Raw genomic sequence first — 19,402 nt, 5'->3', positions numbered from 1 at the left:
GGATATACCACCAACTTTCTATGACCGAGATGCCTTACGCGCGAATATGCGGCTAGTCAAAAAGCATAACGGTCTCAATCCAATGATTATATTACTTTACGACTTTCTCAATGATAGCCGTTGCGCTCGGCACACCCAAGAAGAGCAGGATCAGAGAGATCAGCAGGGCGTAGATGACCAGGGACTCGATAAGTGCGAGACCAATAATCATAGCGGTCTGAATCTTACCGGCTGCCTCGGGCTGCCTTGCGATGCCCTCAAATGCCGATGCTGCGGCTTTACCCTGAGCGAGTCCGCCTCCGATAACGGCAATCGGTACGCCGAACCCAATGGCGATAACCAAAGCTACTAAGTACATCATATGTGTGTTTCCTCCAATTTAATGGTGTTCTTCGTGGCCTTCCAGAGCCACGGCAATATATATGCAAACGAGCATTGAAAAGACCAGCGCCTGAATGAACCCGCCGAATATGGCGAAGAGCATCATAGGGAACTGCAGAGGTATCAACAGTTTGCCCAGCACGCTGGTGACAATAAGCACGAAGACCGCAATGACGGTCTCCTCGCCGAAAATGTTACCGAAAAGACGGATCGAGAGCGACAGCGGCCTTGCCAGTTCCCCGATTATGTGCAGAGGCAGCATAAGCGGAGCCAGCCATATCGGTTCGCCCAGGAAATGCTTGCAATAGTTGATGAAGCCGTTCCGGGTGATCCCATAATACTGGACCAGCAGAAAAGCCATAAGCGCGAGCGAGACTGTCGTGTTGGTGCTTGACGTGGGGCTCACGAACCCAGGCACCAGACCGATAAGGCTCAGCGATAGGATGAATATGAACGTAGTGCCGATGATCGGGGTGAGCGTCTTGGCTTCGCGCCCGACGATGTTGCGCACAAACCCGTCCAAAGACACAACGATAAATTCCAGAGCCGTCTGAAACTTGCCGGGGTTGCGCACACTGAGTTTTCGACTGGCGATGATTGCGGTGATGCACAAAAGGACAACCACAAACCATGTTACAATTGCCATCTCCGGTACCCATCCCGGCAGCAGCTTATACTCAAGCAAAAACCTGAACCAGGTTGGGTGTTCTAATGATGGTCCCTCGTGCATTGTGGCCCTCCTTTGCCCAAATCGTTAGAATGCTCACAAATCAGCTTCCCTATTACTTTAAGAAATATTACAGCCTGAGTCAATACCACTCCGGCACAAAATGCCCCAATCAGCGCAAAACTTTTTCCGCCCAGCTTGACTATCAATCCCATAAGCAGGATTATCACTATCAGCTTGAGGATCGAAAATTTGACCAGGCTCTTTTTGGCATGCCTGTTTCCCGGCACAAAAGCCCGGCTGACGATCCATTCCAGGCTCCAGAGCGTACCTATTGACACAGCCGATCCAAGGCTCCAACCGATTGCAGCCATCCATCCCCAGTGCGGATTTAGCCTTATGCCATAGCCGGTCAGAATATGCCACAAGCTCAACCATACCAGCACACCAAAAATCCACAGATATGCACTGCTTATATAGGTGCGCTTGATGAAGGCGTTGTCAATCTCCTTCATTTTCGGTTGCCTCGATCAAAATCTTGACCGCTTCATAAAGTCCTGCCGCCAGCCCGACGATAGTCAAAACAAAAGCAAGCCACGGTTTGGTGCCGAGCTTGCCGTCGAGCCAGTAACCCAGTCCCAGCCCAATCGCCGTGGAGACTAAGATGAGTAGAGCAATACTGCTCACTTGCGCCAATGTTTTTGCCCATCGGTAATTCGACTGGTTCATTATAAAGTTGCCGCCCTAGCCCGGGTTATGCGCATACCGCATAATCCGGGTCTTTGAGAGCATTATTCACGTTCTTCGTGAATAATGCGGACTAGCTGAAGTCCTGTGAATTATAGCACAATCTCAACAACACGAAAAGCAGCCGACCGCACACCAATCATATAAAATATAAAATCTCAAATACTAAATCTCAACTCCTTTGCCGGTAACTGTCGATTCGTATATCGCATCAAGAATGAGCTGTATATGCAGCCCGTGTTCACCAGTCGCAATTGGTGTTTTATTCTGCCTTATACACTCCACAAAATGCACAATCTCCATCTCATGCCCCGAAACATTCGGGTAGCTCATCTCGATATTTGCCGTAGAGCCGTTGATGTCTGTATAAATCTTCAGCGGGTCAACTTCCGCTCCGCCTTTTGTGCCGATCAACTGAGTATAAATTCTTTCATTCTCCACATGCGATGCCCAACTCGCTTCCACGAACACAGTCGCGCCGTTTTCGAGCTTTACCATACCTGTCGCCAGGTCTTCGACATCATATGTTCCGCCATTTTTCTCAGCAATCTCAGGTCCGAATTTGGCATAAGACGATCCCATCACATATACCGGCTTCGGGTTGCCCATCAGCCAGAGTGCAAGGTCAAGGACATGCACACCAAGGTCGATGAGGGGCCCACCGCCGGAGAGCGCTTTTGTAGTAAACCATCCGCCCATTCCAGGGATGCCTTTGCGCCTGAGCCAGCCGGTCTTGGCGTAGTAAATATCACCCAGGTCGCCGTTTTCGATGCACTTTTTCAAGAGCTGAGTATCGCCTCTGAACCTGTTATTAAAGCCCATCATAAATATCTTGCCGGACTTCTTACCTGCCTCGACCATCTTTCGCGCATCCTCAGCGCAGGTCGAAATTGGTTTTTCACACATTACATGCTTGCCCGCCTCAAATGCAGCAATCACGACCGGCGCATGCAGAGCATTCGGCACTCCAACAGTTACGGCCTCTATTTCCGGGTCCGCAAAAAGCTCATGATAATCGCTGCAGATATTTTTGACATCATAATCCTTAGCAAACTTCTCTGCGCGCTCTGTGTTGACGTCACAAACCGTCTTGATCTCGACATCCTCACACTTCTTGAAGCCGTTTGCATGCATCCGGCAGATTCCCGTACCGATAATTCCAACTTTCATCTTATCAATGCTCCTATTATCACACCAAAGATAATCATTTGACCTGAGAAGATCGCTGCTCCAGCCAGCACACGCGACCATATCATGCTTGAGTCCGAGGCAGGTGTGCTCCTAAGCCCGATTTCTAGGTCCAACGCTCTGTCAATTGATATTTGTGCCTGCAAGACCGCCCAAACCAGGATAGCACAGACGAACGGACATAGCCATGCGCATACCAGCAATGCATATGACTTTGCGAATATGATCCGCAATATAGCAGCAATGGCCGGCAGGCCGTACAGCGCAATCATTAGTTGCTTTCGTCTTGCTATCCTTTTAATATTGTAATAAGCGAGTGTGGTCACTGTCCTGCTCGCTCCTCACTTACATCCGCCATAACCTTCAGCCCACCCATCGCAACCACATCCAATGCATCCTCCAGTGTCGGGCGCTTGAGATATACACAGCTCAGGTCCGAGCCATACTCGGCCAACAGGTTACCGATCATCTTCTCGCCGTTTGAGACCCTGAATGAAAGAAATCCGTCCTCTTCCTGGATCACTACCGACAACTGTTCTCTGATCCTGCTCTTGACTGATGGATTTGTGATATCACCGAGCACGACCATATCCTCGCCTGCCAATCGTCTGAAATCGTCCGGGCGGCCTAAGAAGTTGATCCTTCCGCGATGGATCACGGCTATCCTCGGGCACATCTCGGCAATTTTTCCGCGCGAGGTCATAACGATAAATGATTTCATCTCAGCCCGCCGCAGGCTCAGCATATGGTCCCAGAGTTTTTCGAGAATGTCGGGGTCGAGTGTGTCCAGCAGCGAGTCGATTATTGTGACTGGTGCGTCTGCAATCAATGCCCTTGCAATCTCAAATCGCCTGAGCATGCCTGTGGAAAGGCGGTCGGCCATGATTGTTGAATAATCGCTGAGTTTCATCAGTTCCAGCACAAAACTGATCTGTCTCGCCCGCTTTTTTTTTGGCACTCGCCAAAGCGAGGCAAACATATCGAGGTTTTCGTAGACTGTCAGGTCAGGGGCAAATGCAGGTTTGTCAAGAGCAATGCTCACGCATCCAGGGTTTTGTTGACCGTTCCAAAAAATCGAGCCGCTGGTGGGTTCATCCAGCCCACATATAATTTTGGCGAGCACGGACTTCCCCGAGCCTGCCCGCCCGAATATGGCCGTAATCTCGCCTTCACCTATTTCCAGATTGACGTCCCACAGCGCCCAGGTCCCGCCTGCGCGCATGCTCAGACTCTCAATATTAACAATCGCCATTTCAAGCAGAGTATATCGCTTCAGATAGTCTGCCGTCAATGAAAATTAGAGTCCACCTCCACCAATTCCTCCATCAGCCAGATTGAACTCGTAAAATTTCAGTTTCCCATCTTGCACACCCAGGCCGATCCGATACTCTCCATTTTCCGCTTTGACTCTCCACGTCGATACTTCCGTGTCTGCAGCGGGTACAAATTGCGGACCGGTTGAAAAACCTTTTCCGGTTAATCCTGGAAGTATCTTGCCCTTTGCCTCGAGTTTCACATCCTTGACCCGACCGTAGCTCTGGAGCTTTTGTGATATATAGTTCCATGCGGGATCATGGCTGAGAGCATTTTTGTTGGCTGGGCATATCCGGTGAATTGTCCTTAAGTCTTTGTTGTAGACTGCTTTTGCCAGCACATCAGCAATTTCTGCAGATGTCAGTTTGTGGTCTTTTGCGCTCAGCATCCAGGGCACAATCCCGATGAGTGCCAGTGTGCAGATACCAATCCAAACAGCAATTTTCTTTTTGCCGGTGATGGGTGCAAATTTGGTCATTGCATTGATCCTCCTTTGTAGCGTTTCGTAAGGCTCGGCAATTCCTATGCCGACAGGTTCAGCAGTTGTTGTGCGCCGGGTCACGTAGCCGAGGAGCATTCTGCCGTAATCCGTGCATGGTGAGCCGGTAGTCTGCATGGCAAGCTGGTCGCATGCCGATTCCTGTGTGAAAAGCCATTCTCTGCGAAAAAGCCAAACAAGTGGATGAAAGAAGAAGAACACTTGAGCTACAATTGGCAGCCATATCCATATCACATCATATCGTTTTACATGTGCCAGTTCGTGTGTAAGGATCATACGGAGATCGTTGCGGCTGGATGTTGCAAGTGCTTTGTTCGGTAAAATTATGTCCGGCTTAAGGGCTCCGCAGATCATTGGACTCCGTATATCACCGGTCAGCAGTCTAGGCACATGCTTTATTCGCATTTGTAGGCATAGCTGCTCAAGCTCAATTTGCAGATCAGCATCATCGATGTTTTCGCAGCCTTGCCGCAATCTTTTTGCCCTGCGCAGTGCAGCTAGAATTTTCATAGTTGATAGTGTGACACCTGTCCACCATACCAAAACTAATATGTTTGCCATGTTTTGCGCTTGACCGGAATGAACTGCTTTCATGTTCAATGTGCGGATGTTACTTGGCGAGAGCACACTGTTTACCGCTGCAGATACTGGTCTGCTGTATGGACGATTAAGCACAGGCAGGCAAATCGAGCCCACAAAGATAAACGCGACCATCAGCTTGAGATAAGCAAGCCGCCAAATCCAGCTCATTGCGTTGGGCTGCATCTTTGGCAAAAGCCTGCATATTCCATATGCCAGCAGCAGAGCCACAGTGCCCTGCAAACACCCGTTCCAGATATGCTGCTCAATGCAAGCGCTGTTCATTTTTGTTCTTCCTTTTTCCTTCCAACAGACGCTGCAATTCGCTTATCTGCTCGTCACTCAAATCGGCATCTTCCGCCAGGTATGCCACCAGCGGATCAATTGAGCCGCCAAGCACCTTGTCTGCAAACGAACTGATGAGCTTCTTGAGGAGATCACTCTTCTTAAGGTAAGGCGAGTATTCAAATACTCCCTTACGACTTTTCCTTTTCAGATAACCCTTCTTTCGCAGACGTTCCATTACAGTAAGGACAGTAGTGCGCGCCAGTTCTCGTTCTTCCCCGAATTGGATTGATGCATCCCTTACTGTAATTGGAGAATGATCTGTAATGAACCTGAGGAGTTCCAATTCCAATTCACCAAGATTTGGCAGTTCCATAATTCCTCCAATCTCAGACTACAATTGTCGTCAGTAATTATACCCTTGCCTACGCACGTAGTCAAGTGCTTGAGCAAAAATTTCTGACAAACAAATTTTTCAGGAGCATGTATCTTCGCTATCAGTGGAGTATAATGATGTGGTCGTATCCTTAGCCCGCATTATTCACGAGGAACGTGAATAATGCTCTCGGAGACCCGCATTATGCGAGAAGCGCATAATGCGGGTTAGTGGGGGCAACCATGGCAATCACGTCCGAAGTTTATAAGTCCAATGCCGAGCTCGAATCACAGCTCAAGCGTCTCTTCGGCTATGACAAATTTCGCAAAGGCCAGCAGCAGGTGATCGAGTATATTATGGCGGGCAGAAGCGTACTTGCAGTAATGCCGACAGGTGCAGGCAAGTCTCTGTGCTATCAGCTTCCCGCGGTGCTTTTGGACGGCCTCACTTTGGTTGTTTCACCCCTGATCGCGCTCATGAAAGACCAAGTAGACGGTCTGCCAGAGGAAGTGCAGAAGCAGGTCACTCTGATAAACTCCACACTCGATAGTGACGAGATAGACCGCCGCCTCAGCCAGATACGCGAGGGCAAATACAAACTGCTATACGCAGCGCCAGAAAGACTGCGGCAGGTGCCGTTTTTGCATGCTCTGCGCAGCAGGGGTGTCTCACTTATGGTGGTAGATGAGGCTCACTGCGTAAGCATGTGGGGTCATGATTTCCGTCCGGACTATCTCTTTATAGGCAATGCCCTGAGGTATTTGTGTGAACCGGTAGTCCTTGCTATGACTGCCACAGCCACACCCAAGATGCGTGTCGAGATATCCAACAATCTGGGCTGCCAATTTAAAGTGATCAGCACCGGCACTTATCGGCCAAATTTGTATCTAGAGTCAATGATCGTGCGGTCGGATGAGGATAAGCTGCGCTCTCTAATTCACCTCTGCCGTGAAAACGAGGGCTCCGGCATAGTCTACACCCGTTCTCGCAAAAAAGCTGAGCAGTTAGCCATGCTTCTGCGCCGTGAACGTATAAAGGCTGCTCATTATCATGCCGGGATGGACGCTGCTGATCGCGCCCGCACTCAGGAAGAATTTATGGACGGCAAGTGGCGTGTGATATGCGCGACGGTTGCTTTTGGAATGGGGATCGACAAGTCGGATGTGCGTTTTGTGATCCACTACAGTTTGCCTGGAGCCCTGGAAGATTATTATCAGGAGGCTGGAAGAGCAGGTCGTGACGGCCTGCCCTCGCGCTGTATTTTACTGTGTACGCCGTCGGATAAAGCGAATAACACTCGCTGGATGCATCAGGGGCGAGTGGACGCCGACCTGCCCCGCCAATGCTATAAGATCATTCGCGAACTTACTCTCGATTCTCCATTTGCTGCCATCCACTCTGACGATCTCGAACGCGAGCTGGACGAAGAAGAGACCAAGGTCCGCGTAGCGATCAACATGCTCGAAGATATCGATCTGGTACGCAGACATTCTGATATTCCTATGACCATGACCATCGGCCTCACCGCAAGAGGTATGCAATATGGAGGCGATGAGCTTGCCGAGTTCGTAAAATGCGCCCGTCTCAAACCTGGCCAGCGTGTCTCGGTTGAATCGATAGATCTGAGCCATCGTGCCGACATTTCTCCATATGTGCTTGAGGACAGACTGCTCGACTGGCAGGCGAAAGGTTATATTACCTATTGGGGATCGGGACATATGATGCTTATCGAGCGCCTTCCGGCCCCCAGAGACTCCAAAGCCAGGCTTAATGATCTGGTGTCGCGTTATGAGAATGTTCAGCGCAGGCGCATCGACGAGATATATCGTTATGCCGAGGATCGTCAATGCAGACACGATATTATTGCAAATCACTTTGGCGAGCCGCCTATAAACAACTGCCATTCATGCGATGTCTGTTTGCCTTCTCGCGAATCATATGAGCAAATAAGCCGCCAGGCATGCCCCATTGAGTCGTCACTCAGCGATGAGCAGAGACGCTCCAAAATCATTGAGACGGTGAATATGATACCAGGTAGGGTGGGCTTTACCGGATTGGTTCGAGTTCTGAAAGGCTCAATAACAAGTCACATTAAGCGTGACATATGTCCCAACTTCGGCATCTTCGCGAATCTTCCCAAAGCTGTTGTCGAGCGATGCGTAAGCGACATGCTCGAAGATGGCTCGATCCGCCGTGACGACAGCGAATACCGTCTCATATGGCCTGCAGACAAATGAGCCGCGTTTGGCATGTCTGTTGAATGCGAACGGGCGGGCCATGCTTTTGGCCTAAAATATACCCCGACAGTCATGGCATGCAGGCTGCCGAAGATTACAGAAAAGAGCGGACAAGCTCACAACAAAGCGAACATATTGTGAATTACTGCATAATTTTATCGACTGGTATTGTATATAGTCTCGCTATAATCAATAAAAGGCATTATTATCGCTGAACGCAATAATGTTGTGCTACGTATAATTACCTGTTTTTTGCAATTCTACAATTACGCATTGACATTGCGATTTATGCGGGGTATACTCCCAAAAATGCGATTTACATAGATTGTGTTACAAAGTGGGCGAAAGACTCACGAATATCAAATTGGCGCTGCACTTTAAGGAGAAATGAGATGAAAAGAATAATTATAGCAGTCGCAATTTTCGCAGCAATGGCAGTTTGCAGTTCGGCTATGGCGATTCAACTTCATTGGGATGGCATTACTGGTGGTATTGGCGGATATTACAATACCCCATCAACCAATGGAATTGGATACGGCCTCACCGATTATCATGACATGTGGTCTTGTGAAATTGTATTTGACTCGGTCAGCGGCATACCGGGTTATGTTGACGGTTCTCCTCTGATAACTTTCTGTGTGGAATGGAATGAAGACCTCATCGGTGAAAATGATTTCACTGCCACCCTGAATACCGGTGCAGTTAAGGGCGGGGTCAGTGGTCAGACAGAGACCGACTTTGACCCGCTGTCTGATCAGAGTGCATGGCTGTTTACTCAGTATTCCAACGGCGCAACATTTGGGATTGCTGATGTTAACAGGCGTGCCGCAGTTGTTCAAGAGGCAATATGGTCGCTTGAAGATGAGTTGACATGGTCAGATGACTACACTGAGACAGCCGGTGTCATCGCAAGTGCAGATGCTGCTGTAAACTCAGGCTGGACAAATCAGAATGTCAGAGTGCTCAACATAGTTTGGGCAGATGAAGAAGGACATGATGGCCAGGATGTATTGGTTATTGTTCCTGAGCCTTCTTCGATCGTAGTGTTGTTTGGCGCTCTTGGTTCGTTTGTCATTTCCAGGCGCCGAAAAAATTAAAGCATCACCTTTGAGTTTGTCGTGTCAAGCCCGCCAGCAGCAAGTCCGGCGGGCTTTTTTGTGTATGCATATAGATGCCGGGTTGCCTTTCCAAACCTTGTCAATGCCGGAACACCCGATCTGCTGAACCATAGTGCCATATTATGATGAGACGTGTGATTTGATGATAATGTGTAACTCAAAGCGTTGACATCCATTGTGTCAGATGATAAAATCTCCTTGGTGGTGCGGGAGTAGCTCAGTTGGTAGAGCGCTAGCCTTCCAAGCTGGATGTCGCGAGTTCGAGCCTCGTCTCCCGCTCCATTTTTATGTACCTGCTTTTTGCCAATATCGAGTTCAGTCCGCAGCTTTTGTATGTGCCCCTTGCAATGTTAAATTTGTGACTTTTGCATGAAGCTGGACGTCACAAGATAAATCCTAAGCAATATACGCTGAGTGGATTGTTGTTTTCATCCTGGACTTCGTATATTCAGAACGCATATCTCTATGCATATATTTTGGTGTCCTGCTGTAACAATGACTGTCAGCTTGCATTTTGCAATTTTAGTTGTTTATGAAATTGGAATTTGGTATAATTGAATGTAAAAAACATTTAGGTTCCTCTTGCCTATGGGGGCGATTGGTGTCGACAGGGAAGAGGTTGGCTTAAGTTGCGAGCCGAGGCGCCGCTGGCCTCGTAAAAAGCGGCAAACAAAGTAAACGCGAACAATAGTTACGCACTCGCTGCCTAATTAGGCAGCCATCCGCCTATCCTGGGTCGGCGTGGATAGAACCGGGTGTCATTTTAGCCGACTTGCTCGACATTTTAAGTCCGTCGACTGTCGAGGACCACCTTACGGACTGGGGTCCGAGCATCCCGCCTGCAGGAGATGAAGACCCGAGACTTAAAATGCAGAATACGCTCGTAGACGCTTTTGTCGACGCTTCTTTGGACGGGGGTTCAAGTCCCCCCGCCTCCACCAGTTTAGAAGTTAGAAGTAAGATGTTAGAGGTTAGAAGACCACGCTCACACGTCAAAATGTGAGCGTGGTTTTGCTTTATCTGCCATCTGGGGCTGTGACAAACTCTTTTGGACTGGGTTGGGCCGGATGTTAGCCGAAAACGCTCTTGACGGTTCTCTTTGCGCCAGTGTTTCTGTATAAGTCCAAAGAAATCCCGACCGACGCGTGTTAATGAGGCACATTCATGTGGTAGTATACTTGTGGTATTGATTGAAGGATGCCACCTGGTCTGCGGAAAGAACTTAGTGTTCGACAAACTAAGATCAGCTGGTGGAAACAGCGGCTTCGGCTGCAGAGTCACAGTGGGACGCCGCTGCCGAAGCATCTATCACGGGAGTCTCTGTCCTCATAATTAAGTTTGTCGAACACTAGCCATGGGTGAAGTGAAGCGAACTCGTGGAAATATGCTCTTCCCGAATATCGGAAGCGCCGAGGTACTGTCAAGAATGCCCCGAAATATCGAAATAAAAGCTCGAGTAAACGACCCGGAAGAAACTCGGAAACTCCTGGACTCGTTGAATGATAGTCCATATGAGATACTCAGTCAGAAGGATATGTTTTTCCATACAAGGGAAGGACGTCTCAAACTGAGGTTCTTAGGAGACGGTAGCGCCGAGTTGATCTCCTACAATCGCCAGGATGAGGTGGGGCCGAAGCAATCGGAGTACACTATATGCCCCGTTCAGCATCCTGATCTACTGTTGAAAGCGCTTTCGGATTCTCTGGGTGTGGCAGGGATCGTGGAGAAGACACGTGTTCTCCGCCACGTAGGTCAGACCCGTGTGCACCTGGATAGAGTGAAGGGGCTGGGAGATTACCTTGAGCTTGAGGTAGTGTTGAGGCCGGATCAGTCAGAGGAAGAAGGACGTTCCATCGCCGAGGAATTGATGCGCCGGTTGGGCATCCGATCCGAGAGCCTGATCGCCGGGGCGTATGTGGATATCCTGCCACACTGAAGTTCTCGATTCTGCCGCCTCTTCGAGGCTTATCAATTCATAGGTAATTCGGCTGTCCACGGGTTACTCTGGATTCGAATGTAGTGAAAATCCCGATACGATTGATCTTTGGACTTAGGGAAAACTGCTGACGATTGTTGCGGAGGGCACGTCTTCTCCACCAAGCAATTGAAAACAAAGATTCTCTCTGCGAAGAGCCTCGGCGATGTGATTGTTGGGGCTTTTGCCGACAGTTATTCTGATTGCACATATTGTTCGACCTGGGTGCCGAATACGGCATTAGCGTGAAGATTGCCGATTTTTCCATTGCCGGTGACTAGCGGCTTTTCCATTTGGGTGCACAGGATGTCATTCAGACACAGAGCACCTATGCTTCCTTCGGGGTGATGGATCAGGGTGTTCAGACCAGCAGCGGTCAAGCTACTGACGTGAAGCAAGCCAATTTCTGCTTGTTTGGTTGTTTCGACAAGACATCCGCCATGCGCAGGCTGATTTTGCCTAATATCAGTATCTCTAATTATCAAGTTATCGACGCGGCAGCCAAGTTTGATGTGACTGATCTCAGTGGAATGCACCTCGCTCTCGTCTATATGCAGTCCGTCTATTGTGAGTGTGCCAATATGGGAATGTTCCGATCTAGGGTCATCAACGGGAGTGTAGTACGGAATGCCCGCCTCAATGAGACACAGGGGCTCGTTGGGATTGTGATGATTGATGTTCTTGAGAGTGAGCGCTTCAATGTTGCCGCCCAGACGAAACAGGAACGGATTGGTGTGATTATATTTGTGCTTGGTTTGCCTGAGATCAACGTTCTCGATCGTGATACAGCCGAAGTTTCCGCTGGCGCCTGGGAACCAAGGGTTAATGAAGAAACCGAAGCTCTTGAATGTTCCGGTTACGTTCCTGATGATAACCCGGTCAAGCCGGCCCTTGTCTCTGGAAAGCAATCTTATGCCCTGGTCTGCGTTATCTAGGTAGACGCCGTCAATTACCACATCTGTAATATCCGATACGCTGTCGTGCTCGTCCGGAGCCAGCGCGATGAAGTCGTCGCCCGAACAGCCGGTAATGTTTCTCATGCTCAGGAATTGCCCCGGTCCCCAGAAATGTATCCCATCCTGATTTTCACCATGCATAATGTCCGGCAGGTCGATTGTGATGTTTTCCATTGTAACATGGCGCCAGTTGGCTATCAGCATAGCGAATGTTCGCTGATTGCGGATCGTTACATCACGCATAGTCAGATGCTCCACACCATAGAACTCCATCGTGATGATCCATTTCTCGTCCTTATATATAGTCGAGTCGGGTTCGGGGATTACATGATGCAGTTGCCCGGCACAGTTGTGGTTATAGGTTCCTCCTGAGAGGGTGATGTTTTTGTCGTGACGGACTTTCTTGTCCAGGTTGACGTTTTGGATAAGCGAACGGTTCGATCCCGATGCAAGGAAGAATCCACAGTCTCGTGTTTCGCACTCAATAGTCGTGTTCGAATGCACGCTAAGTCCGCGCACAAGCGCAGCGCCATCCATTATCAGATGCAGTCCACCCCATTCCAGAGCTTTGTCCAAAATAGCTTGAAGTGCTTCGGTGTCGTCTGTGCCTCCTCCGTCGATTACGTTGCTATTGAGCTTAGCATAACTACTTGCGTAGACCACGTATCTGCCGTTGTCTCTGCTCGCAGTGATCTGATTCATTTGGTTGCCTCGATCCCGGGTTTCTTTATGCTCTGTTGCTGCAATATACATCAAGCAGCCCTGTTATGTGGCAGATTATAGCATGTTTAGTGGTCCGTCATATAGTTGCTCATATAAAATTGTCGTGTTTATTGAGTAGGGCAAGAAGCCGAACCGAACATCCTTGTCCTGTGGACCTCATGGTTCATGGTGTTCTCCTGTCACGTGGCACACTGCACAGTAGTTGTAAATTGTAAGCACTTCTTCTGTGGACTACTGCGGACTATATTGTAGCAGATATATGGTATGCTGTCCGGTTGATATATTCTGCACACGTTGGGCTTGGTTCATCTCCAGTGTGAGGCCTAAACGTATTTATATGAACGTCGCCACGCTCGTATTTTGACAATATGAGCGTGGTTTTGCAATTTGTGCCCAGCAAGTCTGTGGCAAACTCCTTCGGACTGGGTTTGAACGAGCACAAAGAAGCCTGTGATATGTAATCTGACTGCTAGCTGTTGCTACCTTGAACAAAGAAGGGAGGCGTACAGTGAATGTCGTATGCATGCTTAGGTCGCATAACTATCAGCAAGCGAGACTCGGTGTGTCGAAAAAAAGACGGTGTTCACCGTTTGGAGGATTAGATGAGCAAGGTCAGATTGGGGCTAGTCGGCGCAGGACGAAGATCTAGATTCTTCTGCCAACTGGCCAGAAAACTGCCGGAATTGTTTGAGGTGGTTTCTGTGTTGGTGCGCGATCCTGAGAAGAGGGAGAGGTTTGCGCAGGAATGGAAAGTGGCAACTCCAGACAGCATGGAACAATTGGTTGCTACAAAGCCAGAGTTTGTGATAGTCTCTGTTCCTAGGGCAGTAGCGCCTACTATCATCAAGGGGCTTTTTGACCTCCATATGCCTGTTCTGTCAGAAACTCCTCCTGCCGCTGATCTGCAGGGGCTGACTTGGCTCTATCAGCAAACCGAGGGAGGTAGACACGTGCAGGTGTCAGAGCAGTTCTACCGATTCCCAATGCACGCCGCTCGAATATCAGTAGTGGAATCAGGTGTCTTGGGCAGGATAACTGAAGCTCAGGTCTCTGCAGCGCATAACTATCATGGTATAAGTCCTATGCGTAAGCTTCTTGGTGTGTATTTCGAACCTGCAATCATAACTACGCGCTTCTTCAATGGGATCATGGCTGTTCGTGAAGAAGGGGGGGCAGAGACAGTAGAGGAAAAGCAAACCCTGGCACACTTCGACTTCGGTGATAAGTTAGGTATATACGATTTTTGCTTTTCTCAATATGATACACGAATACGCGCATCTAGAGTCTTGGTGCGAGGAGAGCGTGGAGAGATATGTGGAACAACTGTGCGATACCTGGACCAGGATTTTAAACCTGTAATTGTGGAACTAGTTCGTCACGACACAGGTAATGATGCGCACCTGAGAGATATTTATAACAATCGAATCTGTTCGGAAACAACGAATTCCGCCTGGAGCTGTCCCAAAGACTGTCACCATGAAGGCATAACTCTTGGAAAAAAATGGGTCTACCGCAATCCCTTTGTATCTACCTGTCTGTCTGACGATGAAATTGCCGCCGCCCATGGTCTTCAAAAGATGGCTGAACATGTCCAAGGTGGCCCGAGTTTCTACAGTCTAGCTGAGGCATCGCAAGATCACTACCTCCACCTAATGATGGTCCAAGCCGTGGCTACCGGCAAGCCGGTAGCCACGGAGCCACAGGTTTGGTCTAGTTGGCTTCCGACAAAGGAATGAGCTTGTAATGGTCTCTGGACTTGGGAGAAAACCGTTGACAATTGTTGTGGAGAGATGTCTCCTCCATCATAATGCAATGGACTCGACAAGCTTAATGGGGTTGTTATAATAAATGCATTCTTTATAATTAAATAAGTTGCTTAAATTAAATAATTTTGCAGATCGGAGACGCTATGATTGCTATTGATTTTGATGCATTAAGCGAAGAAATAATACACATTCTGGAAAAAGAACAATCCGTAGTTTTGGCCACATCATCAGACGATAAAGTAACCGCAAGGACAATGTGCCATGTAAATGATGGTTTAGACATTTATTTTGGAACAAACAACAAAAGCAGAAAATACGAGCAAATGAATATCAACCCTCAAGTAGCATTGGCTGTTGGAAACATGCAAATAGAAGCCATTGCCACAATATGTGGACATCCCAGTAATAATCCTGAATTCAAAAATATATATAACGCAAAATTTCCTCATCTTGCTGGTCTTTATCCACCTCATGAAGATGATGTAGTAATTAAATGCACACCAACAAAAATCACCTTATTTAAATATGATGGCAAACCGTTTTGGGATATTCTTTACCCTGATCAAAAAAAGGCATGCCGCGAATAACATAGATTATTCCTGGTGCTTCTGAAACCAATCGTCTCTGATTGCATTCTGCCACGCTCAGATTTTGGCTATGTGAGCGTGGTTTTGCTTTGTATACGGTCTTGTCTGTAACAAATCCCTTTGAGCTGGGTTGGAGCGTATGTTACCAAAGACGCTCTCATATGGTTCTCTTTTGCGCGGTTTTTCTCTGTTTCTTCTTCTCGACTTTGTGAGCAATTCCAAAGGTTGAACAGAGAAATTACACGCAGCTATTGACAAGGCGCTCGATTCAGTTTAGCATTTCAGAAAAGAATGCTGTTTCTCTAACTCACGAGAGACCATGCGACGCATATGCCGTAGTCGGGTCGTGCTCATGGGGCCGGTAGGCCACGTGTGACTAGATCTGGACTGACGGCGTTTTGTTTTCTAGTCGGTCTATACTGATGACCTTCCTCTGAGAACAGACTGAAGGAGAGGAATGTTATGGGCGTTATAGAACCGACTTACCACAGTCTACGTTACAGAGAGATCGCTGCACATGCGTGGCCGGAGATAGTCCTGCCACACCTGCGAAGATACTTTCCGGCCTTGATCGAGACTGCTTTCTACGCAATTTGTTCGTCTGTAGCATACGGACTGGCCGACGAGCATTCGGACATTGACACACTACTCATCATTCCATCCGACGATTACAATGCCCACGAAACAGAATTGGTGAACTGGGCATACAGCAGTCCTGAGATAGCAACGTTCAGCCAGAGCAAGAAAGTGAATCTGAGAGTGAAAGTCAGCACTTGGCAGCGAGAAGGCGTCAGTATTCTTTTCGATGGTAATGGAAGCTGGGACAACTTCTACAATTGTCACCAACACTGGGTCCAGAGCCTCATTCCCGTCTACGATCCGCGTGGTCAGATGCAAATTGTGTATGCCTCACTAGCTCGAATGCCAGAGGGACTGGCTGAGCGGGCTGCAAAGCAATGTGCAAGTCAACTCGCAGATATACGCTGTGTTCTTCAGGAACTAGATATGCTATGTCGGGAGCGTTTCGTTGGGCTACTCGCATACAGCATTGTCTCGCGGACGCTTCCCTTTCTGTTCCATCGCGAGAAGGCTCTGCTGCCATTTCACAAATGGCAATGGCCACTAGCAGAACGGCTCAGTGAAGAGTCCAAAGCTGTGCTTCAACAACTTCGGGCAATGCTAGAAGGACAGATCCACAGTATCTCCTTTCCACAGGGCTTGATTGGCAATGAGGTGGAGAGAATCGCAAGCCGAGCACTTCCTCTTCCGATAGGAATCGACCTCTCGCCTGAAGAGACAGAGCGGGCTTTGGCCTCAATCCAGTGGCATCTTGACGAGCGCGGTTGCTATCAGATGGTTCGCGCTCGCGCGCGAGGATGGCGTGAAGCATCACTTCAGTACATGTGCGCAACTCGCTGTCTATTGATCAAAGGCACCATATTGCTGGAGATAGGCCGGATTGCTTGCGGCGAAGGTGTGAGCGTAATGTGGGAACAAGTCCATAAGCGTGTTCCGGGCCTGGAAGACTGCCTCTGGCCACAGGCAGGTGAAGATCCATTCGGGAAAACACTTCAGGGAATCGATATCCTTCGCCATAGATTTAGGTGTAAACATGCTTTGCCGCAACAATATCTAAATTGCCCGTTGTCAAGCCCGCCATCCTACGATTTGGCATGCATTCTCGAAGAACTATAAAGGTTTGAGTGAGCAGATGAGTCATTATGAGATAGGAAGTGGCACTGCCGATCCTGTCTTTGGACCTAAGCAATTTACGGTCAGTAAATTGCACGATTGTATTTGGTTATACCGGTGTGAAAAACTATAGTGGTATGCAAGCGACCAACCGTGATTTACCTAGAGAAAATCACAGACGATTCGTTGTGGAGGGCACGCTTCCTCCAACAAACAACTGAAAACAAAGTATCTATATATAAGAGCCCCGGCGATGTGAGAGCCGGGGTTTTGCGTTGCTATATCAGTGTTTTCCGTATACAGATGCCAGAACATCGACGATGCCGCAGTAATAATCGAACGGAACGATTCCGGCTTTGCCGCTTATGAAGTTGTTGAGCGTCTCTTCAGTGAAGACTCTGTATACCCTTTGCTCATATGGCAAAAGGTCCACCGTTTCAACATGGTTATCTATCCTCGACCTTATCTCAAGTGCGAATTCCCTGGGTTCTTCTCTGTCGAGTAAGGTGAAGAGGTAGTTTTCAGTATTTACCACGCATGCCAGGTCTCTCCAGTTATTCGAAGTGGGATAGCCGTAACATATCTCGATCACGCACCTAGTGCCATCAGCCGTATTCATGACCACCGTGGTATTGTCGTCTATCGAGCCGCCATATATATGATTGGTCGTAAATCCAATAGAAGATGTGATTGGTTGTCCTGCTATTTGCAGGAAGAGGTCTATGTAGTGAGCGCCCTCGTTCATGAATGGGCCTCCGAGAGCCAGCTCTTTGTCGATCATCCAGGCGTTTCCCCAGTCGACATACCTCTGAACCGGACCTGCCATGTTCCTGAAATAACAGTGGACGACTTTCCCGATATCATGTTTTTCTCGAAATGCGTTGATAGTGAGCAGGATCGGACTGAACCTCAACGGCAGTGCGACGTCTGTGTAGATGCCGTTTTTCTTTGCGGTTTCGGCGAGTGAACGCATAGTATCTGGATCATCGGTTATCGGCTTCTCTGTGCACACGGGGATGTTGCGTGCCAATATTTCTTTCAGGATGCCTGCCATATCGCGATGCTTGCCGAATGAGAAGACGAAGTCGGGTTTTTCCGTGTCGAGCATGACTTTGTAATCGTTGTATCCGCGGCACCCGAATGCGGCTGACTTTTCTTCTATGAATGCTGTGTCCACATCCGCAATTGCCACAATCTCATGAGGCATTTTTTTTATCGTATTGAGAAACATCATTGCATGAAAATGCCTGGCGCCTGCAAAAGCGATTTTCAGTCTTTCAGCCATATTCGTTCTCCTCGTTTCATGGACAGTGCTGCATTTTCCGCCAGTATGGCAGCGTTTATTCCTTCGGATATGCCGGGTTGTGGAGCATTGCCGGACTTCACCGATTCGATGAAATGACTCACCTCGGCGAGATACATTTTATCGTTTTCGATTTCGATCTTATCGGTGCCGTCCGAATTCTCCATAATCACTGTATTCTGGAGAATAAACGTTCTGCCCTTGGTGCCAATGACTTCAAATTCGGTGGTCGATGAGTTGACGTTCCAGTAATTTGCGTCGATGATAGTCTTGCATCCGTTCTCGTGTGAGAGAATGATGTGGGCGTTATCTTCAGCAGACTGCCCGTGGAACGCAGAATCTCCATATGCATCGATACACATCACTCCGCTGCCAATAAGCCATGGTGCAAGGTCGAAATAATGGACACTGTTGACGAGCATTATCCCGCCGCCCATATCGGGGTCGGCGCGCCAAGATCCCTCTATTGCGCTTGGTGCGCTGTATCTGGACCTGATCTGGACTGGGGTGCCGATCTTTCCCTGTTCAATCAACTCGCGTATGGCCATAAATTTTTTGCTGAATCTGAGGCAAAAGCCCACCATAACGCTGACTTTGCCGGTTTCGATAATGCCTTTCAGCCGTTGTCCTTCGCTTGCAGTCAATGGGAGCGGTTTTTCGCACAGAACATGTATTCCTTTTGATATCAGGTGTTCCACGACCCGTGCATGCAGATACGGAGGCAGACTGACGCTGGCGATCTCAGCCATCGAGGCATCCAGTTTTGCGTAGTCGTCAAGGAATGTGCAGTTTAGTTCATCGGCTATCAACTGACCTTTCGGGTTTGTGTCAACTACTACGCTTATCTGCTCATCTAGTTCTTTGTATGAGTTCAGGTGTTTTCTGGCGTTTGCGCCACAGATTCCGATTATTGCAACTTTCATATTTTCATCTCTTTTAGAATGCTCTTGCATTGCATGAGCAAAAACTTTATATGGCAGCCCAACAATGGACTTTATAATATAGCATC

At 48.5% G+C, this 19,402-nt stretch carries 18 protein-coding genes, 1 tRNA gene and 1 other RNA gene; 8 read left to right on the top strand and 12 right to left on the bottom strand.

Translation table 11 applies throughout. The features are described 5' to 3' along the window. Positions 1-91: 91 nt before the first annotated feature. From atpE to LLG46_04955, 9 genes are all read right to left on the bottom strand, one after another. On the bottom strand, positions 92-361 hold the full coding sequence (atpE, locus tag LLG46_04995) for an ATP synthase F0 subunit C (GenBank protein MCE5322658.1): 270 nt from the start codon (positions 359-361) through the stop codon (positions 92-94). 18 nt (positions 362-379) lie between these two features. After that, a complete protein-coding gene (atpB, locus tag LLG46_04990) occupies positions 380-1,111 on the bottom strand; it encodes a F0F1 ATP synthase subunit A (GenBank protein MCE5322657.1) in 732 nt (243 codons plus the stop codon). After that, positions 1,090-1,563 (bottom strand): hypothetical protein, encoded by a 474-nt coding sequence (locus LLG46_04985; GenBank protein MCE5322656.1) that lies wholly within the window; start codon positions 1,561-1,563, stop codon positions 1,090-1,092. Before LLG46_04985 ends, atpB begins: the two co-directional genes overlap by 22 nt. After that, a complete protein-coding gene (locus tag LLG46_04980) occupies positions 1,550-1,777 on the bottom strand; it encodes an AtpZ/AtpI family protein (GenBank protein ID MCE5322655.1) in 228 nt (75 codons plus the stop codon). Before LLG46_04980 ends, LLG46_04985 begins: the two co-directional genes overlap by 14 nt. Positions 1,778-1,960: 183 nt before the next feature. Next, positions 1,961-2,965 (bottom strand): Gfo/Idh/MocA family oxidoreductase, encoded by a 1,005-nt coding sequence (locus tag LLG46_04975; protein MCE5322654.1) that lies wholly within the window; start codon positions 2,963-2,965, stop codon positions 1,961-1,963. Then, the gene (locus tag LLG46_04970) at positions 2,962-3,309 is read right to left on the bottom strand and encodes a hypothetical protein (GenBank protein ID MCE5322653.1); all 348 of its coding nucleotides are present in this window, start codon (positions 3,307-3,309) and stop codon (positions 2,962-2,964) included. The genes LLG46_04975 and LLG46_04970 overlap by 4 nt, the downstream gene beginning before the upstream one ends. Continuing rightward, positions 3,306-4,274, bottom strand: a complete 969-nt coding sequence (locus LLG46_04965) for an ABC transporter ATP-binding protein (protein ID MCE5322652.1) — start codon at positions 4,272-4,274, stop codon at positions 3,306-3,308. Before LLG46_04965 ends, LLG46_04970 begins: the two co-directional genes overlap by 4 nt. Positions 4,275-4,280: 6 nt before the next feature. After that, positions 4,281-5,660: a M56 family metallopeptidase gene (locus tag LLG46_04960; GenBank protein ID MCE5322651.1), complete on the bottom strand. Its 1,380-nt coding sequence runs from the start codon at positions 5,658-5,660 to the stop codon at positions 4,281-4,283. Further along, complete coding sequence (locus LLG46_04955) at positions 5,641-6,036, bottom strand: BlaI/MecI/CopY family transcriptional regulator (protein MCE5322650.1); 396 nt, start codon at positions 6,034-6,036, stop codon at positions 5,641-5,643. Before LLG46_04955 ends, LLG46_04960 begins: the two co-directional genes overlap by 20 nt. A 242-nt stretch (positions 6,037-6,278) precedes the next feature. On the opposite strand from LLG46_04955, the gene LLG46_04950 reads away from it, so the two are divergent. The 5 genes from LLG46_04950 (at position 6,279) to LLG46_04930 (ending at position 11,327) form a co-directional block, all read left to right on the top strand. Beyond that, entirely contained in the window at positions 6,279-8,273 is a 1,995-nt protein-coding gene (locus tag LLG46_04950; GenBank protein ID MCE5322649.1) for a RecQ family ATP-dependent DNA helicase, read from the top strand. Between the two features lie 392 nt (positions 8,274-8,665). Next, positions 8,666-9,370 carry a PEP-CTERM sorting domain-containing protein gene (locus LLG46_04945; protein MCE5322648.1) on the top strand — a complete coding sequence of 235 codons (705 nt, stop codon included), beginning with the start codon at positions 8,666-8,668 and terminating at the stop codon, positions 9,368-9,370. Between the two features lie 227 nt (positions 9,371-9,597). Then, positions 9,598-9,673: transfer RNA gene (locus LLG46_04940), tRNA-Gly, on the top strand. Positions 9,674-9,981: 308 nt separating this feature from the next. After that, positions 9,982-10,332: a transfer-messenger RNA gene (ssrA, locus tag LLG46_04935) on the top strand. A gap of 485 nt (positions 10,333-10,817) precedes the next feature. Next, a complete protein-coding gene (locus LLG46_04930; protein MCE5322647.1) occupies positions 10,818-11,327 on the top strand; it encodes a class IV adenylate cyclase in 510 nt (169 codons plus the stop codon). Positions 11,328-11,560: 233 nt separating this feature from the next. Here the strand turns inward: LLG46_04930 and LLG46_04925 are convergent, their stop codons facing one another. After that, positions 11,561-13,024, bottom strand: coding sequence for a hypothetical protein (locus tag LLG46_04925; protein ID MCE5322646.1), 1,464 nt, complete (start codon positions 13,022-13,024; stop codon positions 11,561-11,563). Positions 13,025-13,647: 623 nt separating this feature from the next. Between LLG46_04925 and LLG46_04920 the strand changes: the two genes are divergently transcribed. The 3 genes from LLG46_04920 to LLG46_04910 all read left to right on the top strand — a co-directional run bounded on the left by LLG46_04920 (position 13,648) and on the right by LLG46_04910 (position 17,093). Next, positions 13,648-14,781, top strand: a complete 1,134-nt coding sequence (locus LLG46_04920; protein ID MCE5322645.1) for a Gfo/Idh/MocA family oxidoreductase — start codon at positions 13,648-13,650, stop codon at positions 14,779-14,781. 173 nt (positions 14,782-14,954) lie between these two features. Next, the gene (locus LLG46_04915; GenBank protein ID MCE5322644.1) at positions 14,955-15,398 is read left to right on the top strand and encodes a pyridoxamine 5'-phosphate oxidase family protein; all 444 of its coding nucleotides are present in this window, start codon (positions 14,955-14,957) and stop codon (positions 15,396-15,398) included. A 462-nt stretch (positions 15,399-15,860) separates the two neighbouring features. Beyond that, the gene (locus tag LLG46_04910) at positions 15,861-17,093 is read left to right on the top strand and encodes a hypothetical protein (protein MCE5322643.1); all 1,233 of its coding nucleotides are present in this window, start codon (positions 15,861-15,863) and stop codon (positions 17,091-17,093) included. 280 nt (positions 17,094-17,373) lie between these two features. On the opposite strand, the gene LLG46_04905 is transcribed toward LLG46_04910, so the two are convergent. Continuing rightward, positions 17,374-18,375, bottom strand: coding sequence for a Gfo/Idh/MocA family oxidoreductase (locus LLG46_04905; GenBank protein MCE5322642.1), 1,002 nt, complete (start codon positions 18,373-18,375; stop codon positions 17,374-17,376). Further along, complete coding sequence (locus LLG46_04900) at positions 18,360-19,316, bottom strand: Gfo/Idh/MocA family oxidoreductase (protein MCE5322641.1); 957 nt, start codon at positions 19,314-19,316, stop codon at positions 18,360-18,362. The genes LLG46_04905 and LLG46_04900 overlap by 16 nt, the downstream gene beginning before the upstream one ends. Between the last annotated feature and the right edge of the window lie 86 nt (positions 19,317-19,402).

It is taken from the genome of bacterium, from assembly GCA_021371935.1.
GTDB lineage: Bacteria > Armatimonadota > UBA5829 > UBA5829 > UBA5829 > UBA5829.
The sequence above is the reverse complement of the archived record's forward strand: the minus strand, read 5'-3'. Positions and strand labels throughout refer to the sequence as shown.